The following is a 23,558-nucleotide window of genomic DNA, read 5'->3' on the forward strand; positions in this document are numbered from 1 at the left end:
AAATTCTCCCTCCACCAGGAGGGGTTTTTTTTGCCTCCCAACCACCAGCAATTCCTGCAGCATCTGGTTTTAACCTCCATGTGCAGAAAATCTCGCTGTCAACTGTGACCTTTAACCCCTGTCCTTCCAGGGTTTTGCTGAACTGCACAATGTTCTACAGACGCTTAAAGATCCCGCCCAGCAGGATCATCCTGACCCGGTCTCGCATGTGCCTGAGCATTTCACGGTACTGGTCCTGAGGGAGGTTGCGGTCCACAGAGGTGAGGTAGATCAGGGGGAGGCCCATGAGGGTTTTGACCAGCATCACGGGTTCCATCTCTGGGTGGATGTGGCCTTTTTCAATGGCCTTTGCAATGACCAGACAGGCATTGCGGGTGCCTGAGACTTCACGGTGTGGCAATTGGAAGATGGGTTTGCCTTCGGCCATTTCCCAGGTGATGAGCTGGAGTTTCAGGGGGTCGGTGAGCCAGTCGGAGAAGACCCAGTCCAGAGAACGGTCGATGAAGTCCATGAGGCGTTCTGGGGTCAGTTCCTCTTCGAGGTACTGCTCGGGGTGCACCTGCTGGAGGTAACGGTGGTCGCTGTCTTCCCGCATGCGGTCAATGACTGCGTTGTACAGGCCTTCTTTGTCGCCGAAGTACTGGAAGATCAGGCTTTTGTTGTACCCGGCTTTGCGGGCAATGTCGTCCACCCGTGCACCTGAAAATCCAGAGGTGGCAAAAACTTCTGCAGCGGCCTGCAAGAGGGCCTGTCGGGTGTGTTCTGCGTTGCGGGTTCGGGCAGGTTGTTGGGCAGTCATGGTGGCTTTCTGAGCGAATCTGGGCAATTGTCCTTTGCATTGTACCTGAGCCTCCAGGAGGCAATTGACTCTTCACATGCCATCTTATACTATCTAACCAGTTAGTTAGGAGATCGCATGACCACACTGATGCACACCAGAGCTGTCCCACGCATGCCAGGAATTCCCGTGCTGGGGAATGCCCCCTCGTTTCGCAAAGATCCTGTCCAGATTCTCGCAGATGGTTTCAGAGACCACGGCAACGTGGTGCGGTACCAGATTGCCAGCATCCCGCTGTACGGCATTTCTCATCCGGAACTGGCCCAGCAGGTTCTGGTGGAAAGAAACAAAGAATTCCTGAAGATGGAACGTCTGGACCGCCCCCCACAGGGGCTTGGGCTGGTGGGGGGCATGGGACTGGTGACCAACCCGGACCACAGTTCATGGCTGACCCAGCGCCGCATGATTCAGCCCATGTTTCACCGGGCAAGACTCGCCAGCATGGGTCAGAAAATGGCAGAAGCCGTTCAGTCCATGCTGGAACGCTGGGAACAGTCCACAGAACCCCTGGAAATGGACCATGAGATGCTGAACGTCACCATGGACATCATCACCCGCACCATGTTCAGCAGTGACATCAGCAGCAGTGCAGGAAAAGCAGCCCATGCCTCCAGTGTGGCCCTGCATTTCGCTTCTGGTCGCATCGCTTCACCCATCAAACTGCCGCTCAAATTTCCCCTTCCCAGTCACCTGGAATTTCACCAGGCCATGCGGACGCTGGACAGCATCATCTTTCAGCTGATTGAAGAGCGAAAACCCCAGGTCGGTGCGTACGGTGACCTGCTGGACATGCTGCTTGAGGCCCGGGATGCCGACACTGGTGAGGGCATGACCGACAAACAGTTGCGGGATGAACTGGTCACCATCTTCATCGCAGGACATGAGACCACCGCACACTCTCTGGCCTGGACCTGGCACCTGCTGGGTCAGCATCCAGAGGTGCTGGAACGCATGAGGACCGAGGTCCAGAAGGTGGCCGGAAACCGCATCCCCACTGTTGCAGACCAGGGACAGCTCACCTACACCACCCAGGTCTTTCAGGAAGCCATGCGCCTGTATCCTGCTGCACCCATCATCCCCAGACGCATCGAGCAGGACACGCCACTGGGAGATCACATGCTGCAGGGCAACTCCCGAATTCTGGTCTGTGTTCGCAACATCCACAGACACCCTGATTTCTGGGAACATCCAGACCGTTTTGATCCAGATCGATTTGAACCTTCACGCAGCAGAACCCACCGTCTGGCTTTCATGCCGTTTGGAGCGGGAGCCCGCATGTGCATCGGAAACAACCTGGCCATGATGGAAGCTGTGCTGATTCTGGCCTCGGTGGTCCAGCGTTTTGATGTGCAGGTGCTGACCAGAGAACCGCTTGCCCATGAATTTGCCATCACCCTGAGGCCCAGAGATGGCATTCCGACAAGGGTTCATTCCAGACAGCCCTGAACATCAGAAGAGGACCTGTTGCAGGTCCTCTTCTGATGTTGTTTTGACTGTCAAGCCATCAGGAATTGGGAGCAGTGAATTGGCAGTTGTCGTATGCACTGATCTGACTGGTCTTGGCATGACCGGTTCTTGCACCACTGGGAGCCACACCTTCAATCATGCCCACAAAGTTTCCAGAAGCTTTGCTGGGATCGGCAATCCAGACCTGTTTTTCCTGCATGCTTGCAAAGGGGGTACGGACGATCCCGGCAGTGGTCACTGTGAACTGGGCACGGTACCAGTTGTTCTCAAATTTGGCGTTTGTATCGGTGTTCTTGACCGTGTGTCTGGTGAAGGTGTTGTACCGCTCAGAGCCACTGATCCAGAAGTTGGCTTCTTTGAGTGAACCTGTCGCATTCACCCCAATGACCACCTGGGTGCCGTTGGGATCGTTGTCACACGCCACGTAAGTCTTGACTGCCCCATTCATGAAGTAGGTGTCTGTGGCAATGGTGGGGTTGGAGAGGGCAAGATTGAAATCACTGGACAGCGTACAGCCCACCAGGGCAACCGGTAAAACGAGCATCAGCATCTTTTTCATACTGCTTATTTTTCCACCCAGCCAGCATCGTACAGGTGAAAAAAAACACCCATCCCACTTGAGGTTTTTCTGCCTTGCAAGTGAGAAGGGTCAAGATCAGGTTCATGCCAGCCACAGGTGCACTTCAGCGGTTCATGTCTTCCATCTTTTTCAAGATCAGGGGAAGCAGCACCAGTTCGACCACTCCGGCACCCAGCACCAACCCTCCAAAAACAGTGTCTCCAGACATCAGAAAAAGCAGACCAATGATGATGAAGGCAACAGCACCACTGATCATGGCTGCTCTCAGGGCAGGTCTTTTTTGCATGCTTTTATTTTAGCCTCTGGATTCGGAGGGCAAACGCAATCATTTACTCTTTTCGGTCAAACTGGCCCAGAAAGAACGCCCGGTAGATGAATTCCTTGGAGGGCACCTGTCTGTCCTCATAGGCCTGAAAGAGTTCGGTCTGGTCGTAGGGAATCCGCTTGTGGCTCACGGTGTATTTCCCCTGGTTCACTTCCAGCAGCGTGTAGTTGGCCACAGGCTCGGTATGACACCCCAGAGAGCCAGGATTCAGGTACCTGACTTTGCCCTGCAGGTCTGAAAATGGATGGTGGTGTCCGTAAAACAGCACATCGGGATGCTGGACCGACAGAATGTCCTGAAACAGGTCATCGAGCACTTCTGGAGTGGGGTTTGCAATGAACTTCTTGAATTTGGGGTTGCCCAGACCATCCCGCTCTTCACGAAGAGGGTAGTGAATCATGCTGATGCGCACCCCATCTTGCACTTCATGCCTCTGGTATTCCCAGCGTGACATGATGCCCTTGAAAGAAGCACCCAGTTGTCGGTGTGCCCAGCGGGTGTGGATGTACTCGCCCACACTCATCCACATGGGGCGGTTTTCCAGGCCCAGCGCATACCACTGGTCATGGTTCCCCATGATGAAGCGGATGTTGGGGGTGGACAGCAGGAGTTCCACCGTTTCTCTGGGAAACGGGCCAATTCCGATCACATCCCCCAGACAGTAGATCTGTCTGCACCCTTCTTTCTGAATGTCAGCAAACACTGCCTCCAGAGCAGGCAGGTTGGCGTGAACATCCGTGACGAAAGCAAGTTTCATAATGTTGGTCTGATCTTATCAAGATTACCAGAACCTGAGGTCAGGACATGGTGCATTGTTGACGATTGTTGCTGACCTGTTCAGGTTCACTGGCCAGTCTGAGTCAATGGAAAAGCCATCAGCGGTCAGCAGGCAGCAGGCAGCTCAAAAACACTGCAAGACCATCGCACCAGCCGACAAGAAAAAATCTGTCAGGAACACGGAATTTTCCCACTCAACTGATGAAAAAGCTCAGGGTCATCTCTGCCTGAAGGCTGAAGGCTGACCGCTGACCGCTTTCTTCATTCCCTGGTGATATAACAGGCGTATGTGGATCTCTTCTCTGAAGTTTGATGATCTGACCATTGACTGGTTCGTGACCGGCCAGTTGCAGGAGAATGCCTACCTGGTGCATGACCGCCTGAAGAATGCCTTCCTGATCGATCCTGGAGACGATGCGCCAGAAATCCTGAAGGCCATTCAGGACCAGGAGCTTTCCCTGCAGGCGATTCTGCTCACCCATGCCCATTTTGACCACATCGGGGCAGTGCAGCCCATCCGTGAGGCCCTGAAGGTGCCTGTGCACCTGCATGACGCGGACCTGACCATCTTCCAGAACGCGGCCCTTTCGGCGGCACGCTGGGGCTTGCAGGTGGAGCAACCTGCTGCACCCGATGCCAGGCTCAATCATGGGGATGTCATTCAAGCTGGAGAAATTCAGCTGGAGGTGCGTTTTGTGCCAGGGCATGCTCCGGGCCATGTGGTGTTTGTGGGCAGTGGTTTTGTGCTGGCCGGAGACACGCTCTTCAAGGGCAGCATCGGGCGCACAGATCTTCCTGGAGGGAACCACAACCTGCTGCTGGAGAAAATCAGAAGTGAACTCCTCACCCTGCCAGATGAGATGGTGGTCCTTTCGGGACACGGGGACAAAACCACCATCGGGGTCGAGCGTTTCCGCAATCCCTTTCTGTCCTGAAGGCAGGTCAGAGCATTTGTGCACAAAAATCAGACAGCTTCCTGATGCCATGACACAGCCTTGACGTTCACGGGCAGAATACAAAGAGATGACAAACATTGTGCTGATTGAAGATGAACGGACCGTGCGGGATGTGGTGCAATTCCACCTGGAGCGTGCAGGGCTCAGCGTCACCAGCTTCAGTGAGCCCAATCCAGCGTGGGGTGCGCTCTCCAAGGCCGATCTGCTGATTCTGGACTGGATGCTGCCCCAGGAGGCAGGCATCAGCGTGCTGAGGCGCATCCGCCAGAGTGCCGAACTGAAACACCTTCCTGTCCTGATGCTGACTGCACGGGCATCTGAAGTGGACCGTGTGGAGGGTCTGGAGTCTGGAGCAGACGATTACCTGACCAAGCCTTTTTCCGCTGCAGAACTTGTGGCACGGGTGCGGGCCATCCTCCGCAGGCTGAACACCCAGCAGACGGGAGGCAAACTGCTCAATGGTGGCCTGACCATCGACCTGGATGCTGCAGAGGTGCTGCTGGAAGGGCAGCGTCTGGAACTCACCCGCCGTGAGTTTGACCTGCTCGCCTTCCTGGCCCAGAACCCTGGCCGGGTGTATTCCAGAGGTGACCTGCTCGACAAGGTGTGGGGACCGGATTTTCTGGGGGGTGAACGCACCGTGGACCAGCACATCACCCAGCTCAGGTCCCACCTGAAAGAGGACCTGCATGAGCCGCGTTTCATTGAGACGGTGCGCGGCAAAGGGTACCGCATGCGCCAGCACGCCAGCACCTGAAAGGAAGTTCTGACGCACAATGGTTGTCATGCACAGCGTCCTCGATGAATTGCCGCAGGCCATCATCCTGCATGATCACGGCAAGGTGCTCTTCTTGAACCGGATGGCCCGTGAGCTCTGGCATGTGGAAAACAGCTCTGCAAAGGGCAGGCGGATCATTGAGGTCCTGAGAAGGCACACCCTGGATGAACTGGTCCTGACGGGAGGCGAAATCGAACTCCTGATCGGGGGCCGTGAACTGCTGTGCAGAAGCGTCCCCGGAGCCATCATCTGTGAGGATGTCACCGAAAAAAACCAGGCCCAGCGTGAACTTCGCGAGGTGATGGCCATTCTGTCCCACGAATTCCGCACCCCTGTTGCAGGCATCATGGGGGTTTTGGAAGCCCTGCAGTATGACCTGCCCACGGAGATGCGTGAGAATTTCGTTTCGCAGGGCCTGCTGGAGATCAAGCGCCTTGCCCGTCTGGTCGAGGACATGACGGTGGGTTTCCGGGTGAGTACGCTCAGGGACATTGTGTTCAGTGATGTCACCTGCAGGGCAGAAAAGCTGCTGCAACCCGAACTGGAGCGCAACGGTGTGACCCTGGTCGTGGAGGGTGATGACACCCCTCTGCACGCAGACCCGGACAAACTCCTGCAGGTGGTGCTCAACCTGGCCGAGAACGCCATCCGGTACGGTCCCAATCCGGGGGTGATCATCCTGCGGGCCACCCTTGAAGCAGCTCAGGCCTGGATCAGTGTGCTGGATGAAGGAAAAGAACTTGTCGACTATGAGGTGATCTTCAAACCCCATCAACGCGGACCCAGTGCCAGGGGGTATGGCAGTGGCATGGGCCTGTACATCATCCGCTCCATTGCAGAGTCCTGGGGAGGCATTGCAGAGGGACGGTTTGTTCCTGCCCATGAAGGCAGGCCGAGTGGCAATGAGTTCAGGGTGTCTGTACCGCTGTGAGGTAACGGCATCCTTTTTTTGAAGCCCGTATAATCGAGGCAGTGGAGGGTGTATGCGCGATACGTTTGAAGCCCAGTTGCAGCAGGTGGTTTCCGGAACCTTGACCATGCTCGCCAAAGTGAGGGTGATGCTCACCCAGGCCCAGGACGTGCTGGTGGACCGCCAGACCGACCTGTTGCCCATCGTCAGTGCCGCAGACCGCGAGATTGACCAGCTGGAAACCCAGATTGAAGAACAATGCCTGAAATTGATTGCCCTGCAGTCTCCGGTGGCCCGCGACCTGCGTCTGGTGGGCACCTTCATGAAAAACCTCTCGGACATTGAGCGCATGGGCGATTACGCTGTGCACGTCGCGGAAGATGGAGCCATTCTGGCCCAGGAGCCTCCGCTCAAGAAATACGTCAACCTCTCCCAGATGATTCACCGTCTGGACCAGATGCTCGAACTCATCCAGAAGGCCATTCAGGACCGGGACCTCAGCATCTCCCAGCAGGTTCTGGAGATGGACAACGAGGTGGATGAACTCTACGAGCAGACCCAGCGTGAACTGGTCACCTACATGATCGAGGACCCCCGCACCATCACCAAGGCCATGACCCTGATGCGGGTGGGACGCTCTCTGGAGCGCTTTGGGGACCACATCGAGAACATTGCAGAACGCCTGGAATACTGGGTCACGGGGCATCGCCACGAATCCTCAAATGCCTGAAGCTTTTTCCAGAATGCTCTTTCAAACCCTTGCGCTGGTGTGTTTGCTTTCCACCAGCGCTTTCGCTTTGCGGGTGGCAGGCCTGAAACCCTGGGCTGGAACAGCAGAATACGTTTCTCTGGATGCAGTGGCAGCCCAGAAGGAAGTCTACGCTGGACGGGCAGACGTGGCTCTGGTCCGCACCCCCATGAAAAGACCTCAAGGGGCAGGCAAGGCCCTGTTTTATCCAGTCGCAATCTTCCCAGTGGTCGTGGCCTACAACCTGCCAGCAGACCTGACCTTGACTTTAGAAGAGGTGTGCGATGTGTTCGCAGGTCGCATTCTGGAGTGGTCTGCCCTGAGGCCCAACCTGCCAAAACTGCCCATGGTGAGTGTGGTGCGCCTTGAGCCCAACTCTGCAAGCTGGGTGCTGTCCCAGAGCTGCATGACCATCCACCCCAGGTTCAGAAAAATCGGCATGAAGAGCAACTGGCAGGCCGAGAGCGTCATTCATGCAAAAACCCTACAGGACCAGCAGAAAGCCATGTCTCAGACAGGGGCATTCAGTATTTTTGTGCCCGAGAACCTGCCCCAGGGTGTGCGCACTGCACGCCTGAAAAGCTGGGATCTGGAATTGACCCCACAAAACCTGAGGTACGGTTACGGGGCTAATCCAGAAGAGGAACCTTTCCCGGGTCCGTTCCAGCCCCTTCCCTCCATCAATGAGACCCAGGCGTATCCCCTGCGCGGCGTGGTGTGGGCCATGGTGATGCAGGACCAGGCTTATAGGGGCCGCAGCAAGGAACAGGCCAGGGAATTGCGGAATTTTCTGCTGGACCTGAGCAACACTGCAGGTCCAGGTCAGGCTGCATTGCCCCAGGAATGGGTGAGGGTTCCCAGGTTGTACTATCTGGGGAAACCTTTCTGGTGAGGGTTGCTGGAAAGGGTTGAGGAGACAGCAGCCTCTACGGGACCCTCAAAACCACCTTGCCCAGAGCCTGCCTGGATTCCAGAAGCCCATGGGCCTCTCTTGCCTGAGCAAAGTCCAGAACATGGCCCACCACAGGCCTGAGTTTTCCTTCTTGCACAAACTTCTGAATTTTGTGGAGGTCTGCTTTGGAGCCCATGGTGGAACCCAGGATGCTGAGCTGCTTGAAAAACACCCAGTTGAGGGGGGTCACGGCTTCATGTCCACTGGTTGCCCCACAGGTGACCAGACGGCCTCCCCACTTCAGGCTTTTCAGGCTGCGTTGCCAGTTGTCCGCTCCGGTGTGGTCAAACACCACGTCTGCCCCTTCTCCTGCAGTCAGGGCTTTGACGGCCTGAGCCTGGTCTTCATGTGAACCGATCACGTGATCTGCACCAAGTTTCAGTGCCAGGGCCTGCTTTTCAGGGGTGCTGGCCACAGCGATGACTTTTGCACCCACCAGTTTGCAGAGCTGGATCAGGTTGACGCTGACCCCACTTGCCGCCGCCAGGATCAGGACGGTTTCCCAGGGTTTCAGCTGTGCACGGTCGAACACCATCTGGTAAGCGGTGAGGGCCGACAGGGGGACAGAGGCGGCCTCTACAAAGTCAAGGCCCTCTGGCATGGGCAGCACATTGGTTCTCGGGATGCTGATGTACTGGGCATACCCTCCCCAGCGGTGTTCCCCGAGAATTTGGTAGTGGCGGCACAGGTTGTCGTGTCCACTGAGGCAGCGTTCGCAGTGGCCGCAGGATACGCCCGGGTTCAGCATCACTTTTGTGCCCTCTGACAAACCTTCAACCCCTGGACCCATTGCAGCCACCTCTCCCGCAATGTCTGAGCCGAGCAGGTGTGGCAGGGGAAGTTTCGGGCTGGCGACCCCCTTGCGCACCCACACATCCAGGTGGTTGAGGGCCACTGCACGGATGCGCACCAGGACTTCTCCAGCTTGAGGCTCTGAAATGGGCAGGCGGATGGGTTCAAGGGCGTCAATGTTGCCCCGTCTGGTGAGTGCAACAGCTTGCATGGTGTGGGTCATGAAATCTCCTCTGAATGGGGTACACAACACAAAAAGGTGTTGTGGCTGGGTGGTGCCGCAGAAGGACTTTTGGCCCTCTGAGGGGTTTGTGCATGTGGTTCAGCTGCAATTCTGGCATAATTTGTGTATAACCACCCGTCTTCAAGTCCTGCACTTCCCTGCCTGACACATCGGTTTTTCGGCCTGTTCAACGAGAAGGGAACTCCTGTTCTCATCTTGAGGAACTGTACACATCCAACCAAAGTGGTTATACTTGGTTCAATCGTATACTTGGTACAAAAAAGCACGAGGTTTCCCGATGACCCAAAAACCCTGGTTTGCACACTACGAACAGGGCGTGCCTCATGAGGTGGAGATTCCACCCATGCTGCTGCATGACCTCCTCATCCAGTCGGCCCAGAAGTACCCCAAACGCACAGCCGTGCACTTCATTGGCTACACCCTCACCTACGAACAGTTGCTGGAACAGGCCCGCCGATTTGCCCACGCCCTGCAGGCCTGGGGGGTGAAAAAAGGCGATCGGGTGGCGATCATGCTGCCCAACAGTCCGCAGCAGATCGTGGCCTTCTTTGGCAGCAGCCTTGCTGGAGCCATTGTGGTCAACACCAGCCCCCTGTATGTGCCCCGCGAGTTGCAGCACCAGCTTGAAGACAGCGGCGCAGAAACCCTGATCATCCTGAACAGTTTCTTCCCCAGGTATCAGGAAATTGAAAAAAATGTGAAAGTTCGCCGGGTGATCGTCACCAGCATCGCGGACGCCCTTCCCTTTCCCAAGAACATGATCTTCCCCATGCTCGAAAAGAAAAAGAAAGCATGGGTGGAGGTGAAGCCCACCGAGAAGGTCCGCAAATGGCCGGACCTGCTGAAGCACACCAACCACGACGTGCAGGCAGTGGATGTCAAACCCGAAGACATTGCCCTGCTGCAATACACAGGTGGAACCACCGGAACCCCCAAAGGGGCCATGCTGACCCACTGCAACCTCGTGGCGAACTGCATTCAGGCCAAAGCCTGGCTGCCTGACCTGCAGGAAGGCAAAGAGGTGTCTCTGGGAGCCATTCCCTATTTCCACGTGTATGGCATGACCGCCAGCATGAACCTCTCCATTGCCATCGGGGCAACCATTGCCCTGATTCCCAACCCCCGCGACATCCCAATGATTCTGAAGACCATTGACCGGATGAAACCCAGCATCTTCCCGGGCGTTCCCACCCTGTACAACGCCATCAACAACCACCCGGACACCCCCAAGCACAACCTGACCAGCATCAAGGCCTGCATCTCGGGAAGTGCAGCCCTGCCTGTGGAAACCGCCCGCACCTTTGGTCGCATCACCAATGGGGCCAACCTGGTGGAAGGCTATGGCCTGACAGAAACCAGCCCGGTGACGCACGTGAACCCCGTATACGGCGAACACCGTGAAGGGTCCATCGGGGTCCCCCTGCCCAGCGTGGATGCCCGTGTGGCCGATGAAAACGGCAAAGAACTCCCTGCAGGAGAAATCGGTGAGCTGATCGTTTCGGGTCCCAACATCATGCTGGGGTACTGGGAACGGCCTGTGGAAAGCAAGCACGTTCTTAAGGAAGTCGATGGCAAAGTGTGGCTTTTCACCGGAGACATGGCAACCATGGACCCGGACGGTTACTTCCGCATTGTGGACCGCAAGAAGGATGTCATCATCACCGGGGGCTTCAACGTTTACCCCAGAGAGGTCGAAGAGGTGCTGTACGCCCATCCGGACATTCAGGAGGCTGCGGTGGTCGGGGTGCCCGATCCTTACCGGGGTGAGGCGGTGAAGGCTGTGGTGGTCCTCAAGATGGGCAAGTCCGTCAGTGCAGAAGAGCTGAAACAGTACTGCCGCAAGGACCTGAGTCCTTACAAAGTTCCGCGTGAAATCGAATTCCGCACCGAACTTCCCAAGACCGCAGTGGGGAAAATCCTGCGCCGGGCGCTTGTGGAAAGCCAGGACACCGCACAGACCAAATGAACTTGCATGCCTCAGGAGAAAGGTCTACCATGATGCATAGCAGTCAGCGGTCCACAAAACCCCTGTTCACGCCAGAACCAGAGCGTGTGTTAGGCTGTAAGTGTTAGACTTCCACCTCGAGGCAGCGACGCATGAAAAGCTACAAGATCCTAGTTGCAGACGACGAAACCAGCATTCGCACCATGCTTGAGATGATCTTGTCCGCTGACGGTCACGAAGTGATCAGTGTCAGTGATGGTCGTGAGACCCTGGAATATCTCAAGAACAACACCCCGGACGCCATTCTGCTCGACGTGCGCATGCCAGACATCAGTGGTCTGGAAATATGCAGCCGGGTCAAGCGCGTCTCCCGCCTCAAGAACGTTCCAGTGATCCTGCTCACCGCCATGGACGACCAGCAGACCCAGCGGGAAGCCAAGCTCGCCCGTGCCGATGGCATCATCTACAAGCCACTCAGCGGAAAAAACCTGCGCACCCGTGTCAGAAGCATCATCGAGGGAACGGCCCAGGGCTTTGAACCTGAACCCTGAAATTGTTGAGTCAGATTTGCAACAAAGAGGACCTGCGGGTCCTCTTTTTGCTGCTTTTTCCTCACATGCTTTCACCCTGCGCATGCTTTAATGGATGGCGTGAGTTTTCGCCCCTTGAGGAGAACGGAATGAAATTCTTCCGCGCCCTGTTTGCCCTGATCTTCAGCATCCTGCTGGTCGGTGCTGGAGTGGTCAGTCCCTTTGTGGTGAACTGGCTGCGGCACCTGCCCGATTACCGTGAACTCGACTCCCTGACCCTCGGAAGCACCACCAAGGTGTATGCCAGAGACGGCAGTCTCGTTGGCATCCTGAGCCCCACCATGAGCAATGGGGGACACATCAACCGGACCCTGGTGGACCTCGATCAGGTGAGCCCTTACATGCAGGCCTCTGTCATCACCGCCGAGGACCGCCGCTTCTTCGAACACTATGGTGTGGATTTTCTGGGCATTTTGCGCGGCATCTACAAAACCGTGAAAGGGGAACGTCTGGAGGGGGGCTCCACCCTCACCAACCAGGTGGTCAAAAACACCCTGCTCACCAACCTCGCAGACAAGCGCACCGAACCTGGTGGTCTGCAGCGCAAAATTCAGGAATGGGTGCTGAGCATCCAGGTGGAACGCTCTTTCACCAAAGAAGAGGTGCTGAACCACTACCTGAATGTGATCTACTGGGGCCGTGGTGGCGCGGTGGACATTCTGGGTGTGCACGGGGCAGCCCGTGCCTATCTGGGAAAACTCCCCCGCGACCTGACCCTCGCTGAAAGTGTCTACCTCACCCGTCTGATTCCCAAACCTGCCCGGTACTTCGACTACAAGGGCATGCGTGGCCTGATGAAAAGCCTGCTGGACGACATGGTGGAGGATGGCTGGATCACCGCCCAGGAAAGAGATGAAGCCTGGAAAGAGAAAATGCAACCCAGAGGCTGGAAGGTCACATATGACGATAAAGGCAATGTGCTGGAAGCCCGACTGGTCAATGAGAAAGCCAAGAACCTCCCCTCGGTGGTCACAGAACGCGCACCACACTTTCTGCAACAGGTGGAGCGCGACCTGATTGCCAAGTTCGGGCGGGAGAAGGTGTACGGCTCTGGCGGCCTGAACGTGTACACCACCCTGGACCCCAAAGCGCAGGACAGCGCTGAAAAAGCCAGCATGAATGCCCAGATTCCTCCAGGGGCCACCCTTGCCATGGTGATTCTCGATCCTTACACGGGCGAAATTCTGGCCATGGTCGGTCAGAAACTGAAACCTGGTCAGGTTCCTGTCGAGTGGAACAACGCCGCTCAGGGTGCCCGTCAGGTGGGCTCCAGCATCAAACCCCTGCTGTACACCACCGCCATTGAGCAGGGCATCACCCAGGACCACACCGAGTTCGACGAGCCCACCGACTTTGGCAATTACAAACCGCAGAACTTCGGGGGCAAATACGCCTACCGGGACCTGAGCCTGCGCTGGTCGCTGGACCACAGCCTGAACATTCCCACCCTGAAGCTGGCGAAAAAAGTCGGTCTGAACAACTTCATGAGCAAGTTGCGCACCATGGACCTGCATGCCCCGGACGATGTGGGCCTCAGTCTGGCGATTGGCACGCTGGAAACCAGCCCCCTCAAAATGGCAGCAGCCTATGCTGCTTTTGTGAACGGGGGCACCTGGTACCGTCCGAGCTACATCCGTCGGGTGGAAGCCCAGAACGGACGCACGCTCTATGACAGCTGGAGGGACCGTCCAGAAAAACGCCGGGTGTTCAGCCCACAGGTGGCTTATGTGGGCCTCGACATGCTGATGGGCGTGGTCAATGACCTGACCCCCGAACAGGGAAACCTCGCCTACAAAGCCAAAATTCCAGGCTGGCAGGTGGGGGGCAAAACCGGAACCACCAACGAACAGAAGGACCTGTGGTTCGTGGGCGTAACCCCCGCCGCCGTGGGAGCCGTGTGGGTCGGAAGACAGGAAGGGGGCGGCATGCCCGCCAACTTCTACTCTGGCACAGTCAACCCGCCCATCTGGCAATCCATGATGGCAGGCTATCTGGCCGGGAAACCTCCCACCACGTTCGCCAAGCCAGATGGCATTGTGTACCGCATGGTGGATGGACATCAGGCCGCCTACGTGACGGAACGGGCCAGAAAAGCAGTGCGTCCCACAGGTGGAGATCCCACCCCTGTGGTGTACCAGTCCGTGGAAAAACCCCCGGAAGATTACAGCACCAGCATGGTGGCCATCGACACCCGCACAGGCAAACTCGCCGACGAATTCACCCCCCCAGACCGTGTGAAGTTGCGCCGCGTCTATGGGGACCTGACGGGGTTCATGCAATGAGAAAGTGGATTCAAACCTGCCTGATCGCGGTTGGCCTTCTCGGGATCGCCTCTGCAACCCCAAAGCTGGGAAATCCTGTTCCTGCTCTGAACCTGAAAGGGGCTTTACCAGAGCGCTATCTGGTGGCCCTCTACAGCCACGATTGTGGAGACATCTCTGACCTGTGGAAGGAAGTTCTTTCACTCAGGCTTCCTGTACTGGCCGTCAACGCAGAAGGGGTGCCCACTCCAGCACCTGCAGAAACCCTGCTGATTCAGGGAGAAACCGCCACTTCCTTTTCACGGGCAGCAAAAGTGACGGTTTACCCAACCCTGATCCTTGTTGAAGAAGGCCAGATTGTTGGCGTGTGGGAGCCAGATGGGACAGGCATCCCTGAAGCTCTGGGACTGAAGTCCGTACAATAAGGGACGCATGGCAGAACCTACCACGAGTCTTGGCGTGGCCCTGTTTGGAGGGCTGGTTTCCTTTCTTTCCCCCTGTGTGCTTCCCCTGCTTCCCTCCTACCTTGGAGTGCTGGGTGGAGGACAGTCCCCTTTCAAGCGTGCCCTGGGCTTTGTGCTGGGCTTCTCCCTGATCTTCATCATGATGGGGGCTGGAGCCAGCCTGATCGGTCAATTCCTGAATGCCAACCGCGACTGGCTGAACACCCTCAGCGGACTGCTGATCTCATTTTTTGGTCTGGTGATGCTCGGAATCATCCGCATCCCTGCACTGATGGGCGATTACCGGATGGGTCTCGGTCAGGCCAGCCAGTATGGGCCTGTTGCGCTGGGTGCAGCTTTCGGTCTGGGCTGGAGTCCCTGCATCGGTCCTGTGCTTGGCGGCATCCTGACCCTGGCCACCCAGGGAGGAAGCCTGAAAACAGGAGTCCTCTTGCTGGCCATGTACGCCCTTGGCCTCGCCATTCCTTTTCTGGTCGCAGCCCTCTTCTGGCAACGCCTGAACGTCAGGAACCTGACCCGATACACCCCTTACATTGAGAAAATCGGCGGAGCAGTGCTGCTTCTGCTGGGCATCCTGATCCTCACCGGGAAGTTCACCGAACTGAGCCGCTTTTTCCTGAATGTGATGCCCGACTGGATGGTGAAGTTATTGTAGCCGTGCAGACCCTGCAACTCGCCCGCCGTTTTGCGAAATCCTGGGTGCTGAGGGACATCACCTTCTCGGTGGAAGAAGGAGAAACCGTGGTGCTGTTCGGTGAAAACGGCGCAGGAAAGACCACACTTCTGAGGGTGCTTTCAGGGGTCCTCAGCCCTCACCGGGGAGAGGGCCGGATTTTCGGCTATGACCTGAAGGACCGACGCAGCGTCAGGGAGCATGCCTTTTTCCTGAGCAACGATCAGGGGCTGTATGCAGACCTGACCGTGCTGGAGAACCTGACCTTCACCGCCCAGATGTATGGGGTGAAAACCGACCTCAAAGCCATTGTGCAGCGGGTTGGGCTGGAGCAAGCAGGAGGCAAACGGGCCAGGGAACTCAGCTCTGGCATGCGCAAACGTGCCCTGCTGGGACGCATGCTGATTGCCCCGGGTCCTCTGCTCCTGATTGATGAACCATTCGCCAACCTGGATGAGGCAGGAAAACAGTTTGTGCTGAGCATCCTGCAGGAAGCACAACAGCAGAACAAAACCCTGATCTTCACCAGCCACGAACCCGACCTTGCCCTGCAACTCACCTCCAGGCAGTACACCCTGCGGGGAGGCACTTTCGCATGAGAGAAGCCCTGCTGATTGCACTGAAGGACCTGAGGCTGGAAGGCCGCAGCAAGGACATCCTCACCACCACCGTCTTTTTTTCTGCCCTGGTGGTGCTGATCATGGGCTTTGCCCTGGGGCCGGACACCGAAAGGCTGAAAGATGCGGCTCCCGGTGTGCTGTGGACCGCTCTGGCCTTTGCAAGTGTTCTGGCCGCCCAGCGTGCTTTCGGCAGTGAACAGGAATCTGGAGCTCTGGAAAGCCTTCTGCTCTATCCCAACGGACATGAGTGGGTCTTTGTGGGGAAATTGATCGCCAATTACCTCCTGATGTTGTTGCTCGGGGCGGTCACCCTGGTCACCACCAGCCTGATTTACAACCTCAGTTACACCCATCTGGGGTATCTGGTGCTGGTTTTGCTGCTGGGTGTGCTGGGATTTTCCATCATCAGTGTCTTTTATGCGGCCATCACCGTGAATCTGCGGGCCAAGGAAGCCCTGCTCCCCGTCTTGATGTTTCCCATCTGCATTCCGGTGGTGATTGGAGCGGTTTCTGCCACCAAGATCCTCGCCCAGAATGGACTGACCAGTGACCTGTATGGCTGGCTGCAACTGCTGGCCGGGTTTGATCTGGTGTCTCTGCTGGTGGCCGCCCTGGCCTTTCCACACGCGCTGGAAAATTGAATCTCCTGCAAAAGTGATTCTGTCTCACTTGCCCTGCGCGGGACAGGATAAAAAGAGACTGCAGCGCTTCACAGAGGGTTCTTCCCCGGGTTCAGGCCTCAGGGAGATCACTTAAGCGTTTATGTGACTTTTCATGCTGAACAGGTAGCATAGAGAAGCAGTCTGTAAGACGCCACACGCCTCTGAGGATTGTCCCGAAGAGGCCGGGACAAATGACGCCCCCAATCCACTACCCTTGGAGATAGAGCCATGAAGGACAAAGTCACCCCCATCCTCGGAATCCTGACCCTGCTCAGCTTTGCAGCAGGTCTGTTTTACGCATTCACCGCACCGCCGGATGTGAACCAGAAGGAGCTGGTGCGCATCTTCTACATCCACATGCCTGTGGCCCTGATGTCCTATGTGGCTTACTTTGTCGCACTTGGGTACAGCCTGGCTTACCTGATCACCAAAAACAGAAGGTTTGACCGGCTTGCCTACTCCAGTGCAGAAGTCGGTGTGCTGTTCACGGCCCTGACCCTGCTCGGAGGAAGCCTGTGGGCCAAACCCACCTGGGGCACCTACTGGACCTGGGACCCTCGCCTCACCACCACTCTGATTGGCTTCCTGATCTACGTGGGGTATTTCATCATCCGTGGCCTGATCGAAGACCCGGACCGCCGGGCGCGGGTGGCCGCCGTGATTGGCATTGTTGGAACGCTCTATGTGCCCATCAATTACATGAGTGTGTACTGGTGGCGCAGCATCCACCAGACCCCCACCCTGAAACTGCTCGGGGATCTGGAGTTCTCTGCGGACCCCCGCATGGGCATTGCCCTGATGTGCATGTTCGTGGCTTTTGTGGTGGGTTTTATCTATCTGGTGCGGTTCCGCGCTGTGGCTGCACACCGCATTGAGGCAAAAGAGGACCGCCTGATGGAACAGAGCTTCAAGGAAGGACGGATCTGATGTACCAGACTTACGTGACCATCGTGTACGCTGCAACCTTTCTGGCATTGATCGGCTATGTGGTGTACTGGTACCTGAAAATGAAACAGTCGGAGCGTGGAGAATGACCACACTCCCCCAGGCCAGAAAACGCAAACGCAGTGTCACCGGTTATGTGGTTGCCCTCTTTGTCATTCTGGGCGTGGTGGCCTATCTGGTGTTTGGCAGTGCTGGAAACAGCCTGGTGTACTTTGTGACCCCCGCCGAGTACCAGATGAAGGCCAGTGAGTACACCGGAAAAACCCTCAGGATGGGGGGCCTGGTGGTCGAACCCGACTACAACCCGGACACCCTGGAACTGAAATTCACCATGCTGGATTCAGACGGGGTGACCCGCATTCCTGTGGAGTACAGAGGGGCCCTCCCTGACCTCTTCAAGGCCAATCAGGGTGTGGTGGTGGAAGGGACCATGCAAAACGGCACCTTCATGGGCAAGACCCTGCTGGTCAAGCACAGTGAAGAGTACCGTGCTCCCCACTCCGGAGACAGCACCAACTACAAGCAACTGATTGAGGAAGCTCAATGACCGAATTTCTGGGCCTGGGTTTCAGTGAACTGGGCGCATACGGAACCCTCTCTCTGCTGCTCGCCCTGGGCTTTGTGCTGTACGGTCTGACCATGAGTGTGCTGGGGGGGATCAAACACGACCCCAGATTCACCGAGAGTGGCAGGCGCAGTGCCTGGGCCGTGTTTCTGTTTGTCTCGGTGGCGCTCTTTGTGCTGGAATACGCCATCTTCAAAGATGACTTCACGGTGCGGTATGTGTACCGCCATTCCATGAGCGTCTCCCCCACCTGGGTGAAATTCGTGACCCTGTGGGCCGCTCTGGAGGGAAGCATTCTGCTCTGGGCCTGGGTGCTTGCCCTGTACACCTTCCTGGTGTCGGTCAGTGTGCGCAAAGACGCCCTGCGCCCATGGGTGATGGCCAGCATGTTCTTTTCCCTCTTGTTCTTTGTGGGCATCAACCTGACGGTGGCAAGCCCTTTCACCCCCAACGTGAATGGAGCCACCGAAGGTCTGGGGCCCAACCCCCTCCTGCAGAACCACTGGATGATGGCCATTCACCCGGTCTTGCTGTACCTGGGTTTTGTGGGCCTGAGCGTGCCTTTTGCCTATGCGGTTGCAGCCCTCATCACCCGCAAACTGGGTGAATCCTGGATCACCCAGACCCGGACCTGGTTGCTGAGCGCCTGGATGTTCCTGTCTGCTGCCATTGTGGCAGGTGGATGGTGGTCCTACGAGATTCTGGGCTGGGGTGGTTACTGGGCCTGGGACCCTGTGGAAAATGCCTCTTTTGTGCCCTGGCTCCTTGCCACGGCTTTCCTCCACAGCATCCAGATTCAGGAGCGCCGCCGCATGCTGAAAACCTGGAACGTGTACCTGATCATCGGGGCCTACGCCACCACCGTGCTGGGCACCTTCCTGACCCGTTCTGGCGTGGTGGAGAGTGTGCACGCCTTCGGGAACGGCCCGATTGGCCCGGTGTTCTTTGGTTTCTTTGCCGTCCTGATGCTGATCGGGATTGTGCTGGCCTCGGTGCGTGCTCCCCTCATCCGCGATGACCACACCATTGACCGCCCCATCTCCAGAGAAGGGGCTTTTCTGGCGGGCAACATCGTCTTTCTGAGTTTTGCCGTGATGGTGGTGCTCGGGACCCTGTTTCCTGTCCTGATGGAAGCCGTGCGCAATGTCAGAACCAGTGTTGGCCCTCCTTTCTTCAACCAGTTTGCGATTCCTCTGGGCCTGATCCTGCTGTTCCTGATGGGCGTGGGACCGCTTCTCCCCTGGCAACGCCAGAAGAACGAAAACCTCTGGAAAGCCATGCAGATCCCTGTGGGGGCAGGTGTGCTGGTTGGCATCGTGGCTTTTGTGTTCGGGGTCCGTGACCTTGCAGTGGCCCTGACTGTGGCCCTTTGTGCCTACAACGTGGCAGGGCTCCTGAAATTGACCCTTCGTGCAGCCCAGGACCGTGGAGGACCTGGGAAAATCGTGGAGCTCTTCCGCATTCACCCCAGACGTTATGGTGCATATGTGGCCCACATTGGCCTGGTGGTGATGGCCCTTGGCATCGCCTTTTCAGGAGCATACAAGACCGAATCCGAACTCACCCTGAAAGCCAACCAGCCCCAGCAGGTCATGGGCAAAACCGCTGTTCTGAAGGACATCCGCATTCAGGACTTCCCCGAAAAGCGCTCGGTGGAGGCCCATGTGGTGCTGGGCAAAGAAGACACCTACGCCAAACTCAACACCTACGTGAACCAGCCACAGCAACCCGTAGCCATGCCCTTTGTAAAGTACCATCCCTTCTCTGACACCTACGTGACCCTGCTGGCCTACAAGCAGGAAGAAAACTGGGCCACCGTACGGGTCATTCAGACCCCCCTGGTGTCCTGGATCTGGATCGGGACACTGGTGATGGTGCTGGGCAGTTTCATCAGCCTGCAATCTCCCACTGTGAACGTGCAGACCCGCACCCGCCAGCAGGAGGTGACCGCATGAAACGCTGGATTGGCCCCATCATTGTGGTGCTCGTTGTTGCCCTTCTCGGGTACGGCCTCCTCAAGGAAGATGACACCCCCAGCAGTCCCATCGTGGACAGGCCTGCACCAGAATTCACCCTGAAGAGCCTTGAAGGGCAAGAATACCAGCTCAGCAAGTTGAAAGGCCGTCCCGTGGTGATCAACTTCTGGGCCTCCTGGTGCCTGCCCTGCCGGGTTGAAGCGCCTGTCTACCGCACCCTGACCCAGCAGGCTGGAGACCAGGTGGAGTTTCTGGGCATTGCCTTCAACGACGACCAGAAGAAAGCCCAGGCTTTTCAGGAAGAATTCGGCCTGAAGCTCCCCATCCTGTGGGACCCGGGCTCCAGGGTGGCCATCGATTACGGGGTTGCACAGATTCCCGTGACCCTGGTGCTTGATCAGAACGGCACCATCGTGTACCGCCACCTCGGTGAGGTGGATCTGGAAACCATGCAGGGTGTGCTGTCCAGACTCGGGGTGAAGCTGTGAGATCCTTTCTCGTGTGTGCAGTGCTGCTCTTTGGGAGTGCTGCACTGGCCGAGGCTCCCACCCAGAACGCTGTGAATGTCACTGACACGGTGCAATTGACCCCTGAGCAGGAACAAGAGGCCAGAGCCATTGCCGGTCAGATCAAGTGCCCGGTGTGCAAAGGGGAATCCCTGCTGACCAGTTCCAACGACCTGTCCCGCCAGATCTACCTGGACATCAAAAGTCAGGTGAAAAACGGCGTTGGCGAAGCACAGATCCTGAATTACATGGTGTCCCGCTATGGTGAAACCATCCTGCTGAATCCTCCCAAAAAAGGCCTGAACTGGCTCTTGTGGATCGCTCCGGTGGCGGTGCTGCTGGGTGCAGGCTGGGCGCTGTCCGGATACCTGAAAAATGCCTCCAGACCTCCAGTGGTGTCCAGTGAAGATCTGGAACGGGTCAACCATTACCTGCAGAAAGAGAAAGAGTCATGATTTACCTGATTCTGGCCCTGGCTGCCCTCATGCTGGCGGTGGTGCTGCTTCCCACCAGTCGCAAGGCCGTCACCTCCACCGAAGACACCCAGCGCAGCGACCTGCTGGAAGAGCGGGACCTGCTGGTCAGCGAGTTGCGGGACCTCAGCACCCAGAGCCTGCCTGAGGCAGAGCGTGAGCGTGCAGAACTGACCTTCAAGGCCAGACTGGCCCGGGTACTCAGGGCACTGGATGAACTTCCTCCTGCTCCTTCTGGCGTGACCCTGAGTCGTCCGGCCCACCTCCCTGCCCTGCTGGTCACGCTGCTGTGCGCTTCTCTTTTGATCGGCGGTGGATTCACCTTCTTCCAGAGCTGGCGTTACATGGGTGTGGGAGATGCAGAGGCGAAACAACTGCAGAACGTCCTGAAGCTGCCTGAGCTGCAATCGAAAGCCAGCCGTTCCCAGAACCCCGAAGACATCCGTGCCTATGCCAGGGCAGCTTTCGATGCAGGAAAATTCCGGGAGTCTGCGCAGGCTTACGGAGACCTGATCAACCTGACCCGAGACACCAAAGATGCCGAAGCCCTCAGGCGTCTCGGGGTGTTCATGTCCACCAATGAGAAGTTCCGTGCCCAGGGGCTCGGTCTGGTGCAACTGTCGGTTCAGCTTGAGCCCAAAGAGCCCGAAGGATACCTGCTGCTGGGTTACACCTACGTCAACAATGGAGCCCCTCAGGAAGCTCTGGACGCCTTTCTGAAGTTCCGTGACCTGCGCCCGATGAGCCTGGAGGCCGATGAGCAGATTGCCCAGCTGAGGTCAGCTCTGGGCCAGAACGCCTCTGGAGAAGAGCTTTTCGCCCAGAATTGCTCCAGCTGTCACGGCACCCAGGGTGAAGGCAAAACCGCTCCCAGCCTGCTCAGCAGTGCGGCCATTCGTGACGAAGCAGCCCTCAGGAACATCATTCAGAACGGTGTGGGCTCCATGCCTGCCTTCCCGGAATTGAAAGGGAAAACTCTGGATGCCCTCGTTCAGTACACCCAGAGCCTGCAGAAATGAGTGAACCGAAAGTCACCCGACGCAAACTCCTGGAATACTGGTGGGTGCTGCCCGTGGCCGGAACTTTCGGAGCCTTTGGAGGCATGTTCTGGTATGCCTCCAATGTGACCTTTGGGAAAAAGCAGCCTAAATCCCTCAACTTCAAGGCTGGAGAAGTCAAGTTCGTGGCCGATGCCTCTGACCTGAAAAATGCGTTTGACAGCCTGGAATTCACCTATGCAGGGGTGCCCTGTGTCCTGATGCAGCTTCCAGAAGCCACTGCTGCCAGTGTTTCGCTGGAGGACAGGCATTTTGCGGCGTACTCCCGGATCTGCACGCACCTGGGCTGTCCGGTACAACCCCTCAGGGACCAGGAGGCCACTGCCCTGACCTTCAATTACCGCATCAAGCACCCGATGCTGGGCTGCCACTGCCATTACAGCATCTTCGACCCCCTTCAGGAAGGAAAAAGCGTGTTCGGCAAGGCCCTCCATCCCCTTCCCAGAGTGAAACTCAGTCTGAAGGAAGGTCGGATTTTTGCGTCCGGGCTGGAGCCCGCACCTGGCCAGGGCGGGTGAGCAGCACCACCGCCACCAGAATCAGCAGACAGGCCAGAATGCTTTGCAGGTTGATGGTCTCCCCTCCCAGAAAATGCCCCACGAACAGGGCCACAATTGGGTTCACATAGGCGTAACTCATTGCCAGGGGTGTGCTGACCGTTCGGACAAGGTACATGAATGCGTTGTAGGCAATGATCGACCCGAAAATCACCAGATACCAGAATGCCACCCACGCCTGAGCCGGAACGTGGGTGATTTTTTCGCCAAGCACCAGTCCCACAAGAGCACTGGCGATTCCACCAAAAAAGATCTGCAGGGCGGTGTTCATGACCCCATCTGGCATCCTGAGCTGTTTGCTCCAGACCGTGCCAAAAGACCAGCTCATGGGAGCCAGGATCAGGGCAAACATGGCGATGGGGGCTGCCGCAAGTTCTTTCCCGGAGTTCAGCACCACGATGCCCACCACGCCAAGGATCAAACCCAGCCATTCTGTGCCTCTCGGCGCTTTGCCCCACAGGGCGCTCCACACTGCGGCCCAGACAGGGGAAACACCCACAGCAACTGCGGCAACCGCACTCGAGACGTCCTGCTCTGCGTAAAGGACCATGCCATGCCCCACCACCGTCAGCAGAATGCCCACCATCGCAGCATTGAGGGTCTGCCTCAGGTCCGGCCAGGGGGTTTTTCGCAGCTTCAGAAAAAGCAGCAGAATCAGCCCTGCAGTCATGTAACGGAAGCCCCCCTGCAGGAAGGGAGGAAAACCAGTGAGGGCCACCCGCATCCCAAAATAGGTGGACCCCCAGATCAGATAGACCGCAACCAGAGACCACAGGACCGTTGGGGACATGATCTGCCAAGCCTAACCCGTGCATTGTGCACAGGGCAATAAGCGAAAGCAGTTAACGGGAAAGCTGACCGCTTTCAGGAAAGGCAGGCAGCTTAAGCCTTCTTTC

General features: G+C 57.1%; 27 protein-coding genes. 21 read left to right on the plus strand and 6 right to left on the minus strand.

What is annotated here, in order from left to right; translation table 11 throughout:
* Window positions 1-154 precede the first annotated feature (154 nt).
* Window positions 155-799 carry a TetR/AcrR family transcriptional regulator gene (locus tag DC3_RS21905; protein WP_146888242.1) on the minus strand — a complete coding sequence of 215 codons (645 nt, stop codon included), beginning with the start codon at window positions 797-799 and terminating at the stop codon, window positions 155-157.
* A gap of 117 nt (window positions 800-916) precedes the next feature.
* Here DC3_RS21905 and DC3_RS21910 point away from each other — a divergent pair, with 117 nt between their 5' ends.
* Window positions 917-2,284 carry a cytochrome P450 gene (locus DC3_RS21910; protein WP_146888245.1) on the plus strand — a complete coding sequence of 456 codons (1,368 nt, stop codon included), beginning with the start codon at window positions 917-919 and terminating at the stop codon, window positions 2,282-2,284.
* A gap of 58 nt (window positions 2,285-2,342) precedes the next feature.
* On the opposite strand, the gene DC3_RS21915 is transcribed toward DC3_RS21910, so the two are convergent.
* The 3 genes from DC3_RS21915 to DC3_RS21925 form a co-directional block, all read right to left on the minus strand.
* Window positions 2,343-2,864, minus strand: coding sequence for a hypothetical protein (locus tag DC3_RS21915; RefSeq protein WP_146888248.1), 522 nt, complete (start codon window positions 2,862-2,864; stop codon window positions 2,343-2,345).
* A 124-nt stretch (window positions 2,865-2,988) separates the two neighbouring features.
* Window positions 2,989-3,171 (minus strand): hypothetical protein, encoded by a 183-nt coding sequence (locus DC3_RS21920; RefSeq protein WP_146888251.1) that lies wholly within the window; start codon window positions 3,169-3,171, stop codon window positions 2,989-2,991.
* Window positions 3,172-3,214: 43 nt separating this feature from the next.
* Complete coding sequence (locus tag DC3_RS21925) at window positions 3,215-3,967, minus strand: metallophosphoesterase family protein (protein WP_146888254.1); 753 nt, start codon at window positions 3,965-3,967, stop codon at window positions 3,215-3,217.
* Between the two features lie 58 nt (window positions 3,968-4,025).
* Between DC3_RS21925 and DC3_RS21930 the strand changes: the two genes are divergently transcribed.
* From DC3_RS21930 to DC3_RS21955, 6 genes are all read left to right on the plus strand, one after another.
* Window positions 4,026-4,232: a hypothetical protein gene (locus DC3_RS21930; protein ID WP_146888258.1), complete on the plus strand. Its 207-nt coding sequence runs from the start codon at window positions 4,026-4,028 to the stop codon at window positions 4,230-4,232.
* A gap of 42 nt (window positions 4,233-4,274) precedes the next feature.
* A complete protein-coding gene (locus DC3_RS21935; protein ID WP_146888261.1) occupies window positions 4,275-4,922 on the plus strand; it encodes an MBL fold metallo-hydrolase in 648 nt (215 codons plus the stop codon).
* 88 nt (window positions 4,923-5,010) lie between these two features.
* On the plus strand, window positions 5,011-5,700 hold the full coding sequence (locus DC3_RS21940) for a winged helix-turn-helix domain-containing protein (RefSeq protein ID WP_146888264.1): 690 nt from the start codon (window positions 5,011-5,013) through the stop codon (window positions 5,698-5,700).
* 28 nt (window positions 5,701-5,728) lie between these two features.
* Complete coding sequence (locus DC3_RS21945; RefSeq protein ID WP_246130768.1) at window positions 5,729-6,652, plus strand: sensor histidine kinase; 924 nt, start codon at window positions 5,729-5,731, stop codon at window positions 6,650-6,652.
* Between the two features lie 52 nt (window positions 6,653-6,704).
* A complete protein-coding gene (gene phoU / locus DC3_RS21950; protein ID WP_146888270.1) occupies window positions 6,705-7,361 on the plus strand; it encodes a phosphate signaling complex protein PhoU in 657 nt (218 codons plus the stop codon).
* A complete protein-coding gene (locus tag DC3_RS21955; RefSeq protein ID WP_146888273.1) occupies window positions 7,354-8,271 on the plus strand; it encodes a substrate-binding domain-containing protein in 918 nt (305 codons plus the stop codon). The genes phoU and DC3_RS21955 overlap by 8 nt, the downstream gene beginning before the upstream one ends.
* Window positions 8,272-8,305: 34 nt before the next feature.
* Here DC3_RS21955 and DC3_RS21960 read toward each other — a convergent pair whose 3' ends face one another.
* Window positions 8,306-9,346, minus strand: a complete 1,041-nt coding sequence (locus DC3_RS21960; RefSeq protein WP_222594814.1) for a zinc-binding dehydrogenase — start codon at window positions 9,344-9,346, stop codon at window positions 8,306-8,308.
* A gap of 298 nt (window positions 9,347-9,644) precedes the next feature.
* On the opposite strand from DC3_RS21960, the gene DC3_RS21965 reads away from it, so the two are divergent.
* The 14 genes from DC3_RS21965 to DC3_RS22030 all read left to right on the plus strand — a co-directional run bounded on the left by DC3_RS21965 (window position 9,645) and on the right by DC3_RS22030 (window position 22,623).
* On the plus strand, window positions 9,645-11,333 hold the full coding sequence (locus tag DC3_RS21965; protein WP_146888276.1) for a long-chain-fatty-acid--CoA ligase: 1,689 nt from the start codon (window positions 9,645-9,647) through the stop codon (window positions 11,331-11,333).
* A 131-nt stretch (window positions 11,334-11,464) separates the two neighbouring features.
* Window positions 11,465-11,863: a response regulator gene (locus DC3_RS21970; protein WP_146888279.1), complete on the plus strand. Its 399-nt coding sequence runs from the start codon at window positions 11,465-11,467 to the stop codon at window positions 11,861-11,863.
* Window positions 11,864-11,991: 128 nt separating this feature from the next.
* Window positions 11,992-14,184: a transglycosylase domain-containing protein gene (locus DC3_RS21975; RefSeq protein WP_146888282.1), complete on the plus strand. Its 2,193-nt coding sequence runs from the start codon at window positions 11,992-11,994 to the stop codon at window positions 14,182-14,184.
* Window positions 14,181-14,588: a penicillin-binding protein gene (locus tag DC3_RS21980; RefSeq protein ID WP_146888285.1), complete on the plus strand. Its 408-nt coding sequence runs from the start codon at window positions 14,181-14,183 to the stop codon at window positions 14,586-14,588. Before DC3_RS21975 ends, DC3_RS21980 begins: the two co-directional genes overlap by 4 nt.
* Window positions 14,589-14,595: 7 nt before the next feature.
* Entirely contained in the window at window positions 14,596-15,282 is a 687-nt protein-coding gene (locus tag DC3_RS21985; protein WP_146888288.1) for a cytochrome c biogenesis CcdA family protein, read from the plus strand.
* Window positions 15,283-15,284: 2 nt separating this feature from the next.
* A complete protein-coding gene (gene ccmA / locus DC3_RS21990) occupies window positions 15,285-15,899 on the plus strand; it encodes a heme ABC exporter ATP-binding protein CcmA (RefSeq protein ID WP_246130770.1) in 615 nt (204 codons plus the stop codon).
* Window positions 15,896-16,561, plus strand: coding sequence for a heme exporter protein CcmB (locus DC3_RS21995; RefSeq protein WP_146888294.1), 666 nt, complete (start codon window positions 15,896-15,898; stop codon window positions 16,559-16,561). The genes ccmA and DC3_RS21995 overlap by 4 nt, the downstream gene beginning before the upstream one ends.
* Window positions 16,562-16,810: 249 nt before the next feature.
* Entirely contained in the window at window positions 16,811-17,509 is a 699-nt protein-coding gene (ccsA, locus tag DC3_RS22000) for a cytochrome c biogenesis protein CcsA (RefSeq protein ID WP_146888297.1), read from the plus strand.
* 103 nt (window positions 17,510-17,612) lie between these two features.
* The gene (gene ccmE, locus DC3_RS22005) at window positions 17,613-18,074 is read left to right on the plus strand and encodes a cytochrome c maturation protein CcmE (protein WP_146888300.1); all 462 of its coding nucleotides are present in this window, start codon (window positions 17,613-17,615) and stop codon (window positions 18,072-18,074) included.
* Window positions 18,071-20,047 carry a heme lyase CcmF/NrfE family subunit gene (locus DC3_RS22010; RefSeq protein WP_146888303.1) on the plus strand — a complete coding sequence of 659 codons (1,977 nt, stop codon included), beginning with the start codon at window positions 18,071-18,073 and terminating at the stop codon, window positions 20,045-20,047. Before ccmE ends, DC3_RS22010 begins: the two co-directional genes overlap by 4 nt.
* Window positions 20,044-20,556 carry a TlpA family protein disulfide reductase gene (locus DC3_RS22015; protein WP_146888306.1) on the plus strand — a complete coding sequence of 171 codons (513 nt, stop codon included), beginning with the start codon at window positions 20,044-20,046 and terminating at the stop codon, window positions 20,554-20,556. The genes DC3_RS22010 and DC3_RS22015 overlap by 4 nt, the downstream gene beginning before the upstream one ends.
* Complete coding sequence (locus tag DC3_RS22020; protein WP_146888309.1) at window positions 20,553-21,029, plus strand: cytochrome c-type biogenesis protein; 477 nt, start codon at window positions 20,553-20,555, stop codon at window positions 21,027-21,029. The genes DC3_RS22015 and DC3_RS22020 overlap by 4 nt, the downstream gene beginning before the upstream one ends.
* Window positions 21,026-22,066, plus strand: coding sequence for a c-type cytochrome (locus tag DC3_RS22025; protein ID WP_146888312.1), 1,041 nt, complete (start codon window positions 21,026-21,028; stop codon window positions 22,064-22,066). The genes DC3_RS22020 and DC3_RS22025 overlap by 4 nt, the downstream gene beginning before the upstream one ends.
* The gene (locus tag DC3_RS22030) at window positions 22,063-22,623 is read left to right on the plus strand and encodes a Rieske 2Fe-2S domain-containing protein (protein ID WP_146888315.1); all 561 of its coding nucleotides are present in this window, start codon (window positions 22,063-22,065) and stop codon (window positions 22,621-22,623) included. Before DC3_RS22025 ends, DC3_RS22030 begins: the two co-directional genes overlap by 4 nt.
* Here DC3_RS22030 and yedA read toward each other — a convergent pair.
* On the minus strand, window positions 22,559-23,452 hold the full coding sequence (gene yedA, locus DC3_RS22035; RefSeq protein ID WP_146888318.1) for a drug/metabolite exporter YedA: 894 nt from the start codon (window positions 23,450-23,452) through the stop codon (window positions 22,559-22,561). The two genes, DC3_RS22030 and yedA, sit on opposite strands and share 65 nt — an antisense overlap.
* Between the last annotated feature and the right edge of the window lie 106 nt (window positions 23,453-23,558).

Source organism: Deinococcus cellulosilyticus NBRC 106333 = KACC 11606 (assembly GCF_007990775.1).
GTDB lineage: Bacteria > Deinococcota > Deinococci > Deinococcales > Deinococcaceae > Deinococcus_C > Deinococcus_C cellulosilyticus.

Bases quoted from the DNA above. Each gene is read 5' to 3' on its own strand.
- yedA (WP_146888318.1), bottom strand. From the start codon at position 23,452: ATGTCCCCAACGGTCCTGTGGTCTCTGGTTGCGGTCTATCTGATCTGG.
- DC3_RS21995 (WP_146888294.1), top strand. From the start codon at position 15,896: ATGAGAGAAGCCCTGCTGATTGCACTGAAGGACCTGAGGCTGGAAGGC.
- DC3_RS21935 (WP_146888261.1), top strand. From the start codon at position 4,275: ATGTGGATCTCTTCTCTGAAGTTTGATGATCTGACCATTGACTGGTTC.
- DC3_RS22025 (WP_146888312.1), top strand. From the start codon at position 21,026: ATGATTTACCTGATTCTGGCCCTGGCTGCCCTCATGCTGGCGGTGGTG.
- DC3_RS21960 (WP_222594814.1), bottom strand. From the start codon at position 9,346: ATGACCCACACCATGCAAGCTGTTGCACTCACCAGACGGGGCAACATT.
- DC3_RS21970 (WP_146888279.1), top strand. From the start codon at position 11,465: ATGAAAAGCTACAAGATCCTAGTTGCAGACGACGAAACCAGCATTCGC.
- DC3_RS21940 (WP_146888264.1), top strand. From the start codon at position 5,011: ATGACAAACATTGTGCTGATTGAAGATGAACGGACCGTGCGGGATGTG.
- DC3_RS21955 (WP_146888273.1), top strand. From the start codon at position 7,354: ATGCCTGAAGCTTTTTCCAGAATGCTCTTTCAAACCCTTGCGCTGGTG.
- DC3_RS21905 (WP_146888242.1), bottom strand. From the start codon at position 799: ATGACTGCCCAACAACCTGCCCGAACCCGCAACGCAGAACACACCCGA.
- DC3_RS22015 (WP_146888306.1), top strand. From the start codon at position 20,044: ATGAAACGCTGGATTGGCCCCATCATTGTGGTGCTCGTTGTTGCCCTT.
- DC3_RS21975 (WP_146888282.1), top strand. From the start codon at position 11,992: ATGAAATTCTTCCGCGCCCTGTTTGCCCTGATCTTCAGCATCCTGCTG.
- DC3_RS21920 (WP_146888251.1), bottom strand. From the start codon at position 3,171: ATGCAAAAAAGACCTGCCCTGAGAGCAGCCATGATCAGTGGTGCTGTT.
- ccsA (WP_146888297.1), top strand. From the start codon at position 16,811: ATGAAGGACAAAGTCACCCCCATCCTCGGAATCCTGACCCTGCTCAGC.
- DC3_RS22030 (WP_146888315.1), top strand. From the start codon at position 22,063: ATGAGTGAACCGAAAGTCACCCGACGCAAACTCCTGGAATACTGGTGG.
- DC3_RS21945 (WP_246130768.1), top strand. From the start codon at position 5,729: ATGCACAGCGTCCTCGATGAATTGCCGCAGGCCATCATCCTGCATGAT.
- ccmE (WP_146888300.1), top strand. From the start codon at position 17,613: ATGACCACACTCCCCCAGGCCAGAAAACGCAAACGCAGTGTCACCGGT.
- DC3_RS22010 (WP_146888303.1), top strand. From the start codon at position 18,071: ATGACCGAATTTCTGGGCCTGGGTTTCAGTGAACTGGGCGCATACGGA.
- DC3_RS21925 (WP_146888254.1), bottom strand. From the start codon at position 3,967: ATGAAACTTGCTTTCGTCACGGATGTTCACGCCAACCTGCCTGCTCTG.
- DC3_RS21980 (WP_146888285.1), top strand. From the start codon at position 14,181: ATGAGAAAGTGGATTCAAACCTGCCTGATCGCGGTTGGCCTTCTCGGG.
- DC3_RS21985 (WP_146888288.1), top strand. From the start codon at position 14,596: ATGGCAGAACCTACCACGAGTCTTGGCGTGGCCCTGTTTGGAGGGCTG.
- DC3_RS21910 (WP_146888245.1), top strand. From the start codon at position 917: ATGACCACACTGATGCACACCAGAGCTGTCCCACGCATGCCAGGAATT.
- DC3_RS21915 (WP_146888248.1), bottom strand. From the start codon at position 2,864: ATGAAAAAGATGCTGATGCTCGTTTTACCGGTTGCCCTGGTGGGCTGT.
- DC3_RS21965 (WP_146888276.1), top strand. From the start codon at position 9,645: ATGACCCAAAAACCCTGGTTTGCACACTACGAACAGGGCGTGCCTCAT.
- phoU (WP_146888270.1), top strand. From the start codon at position 6,705: ATGCGCGATACGTTTGAAGCCCAGTTGCAGCAGGTGGTTTCCGGAACC.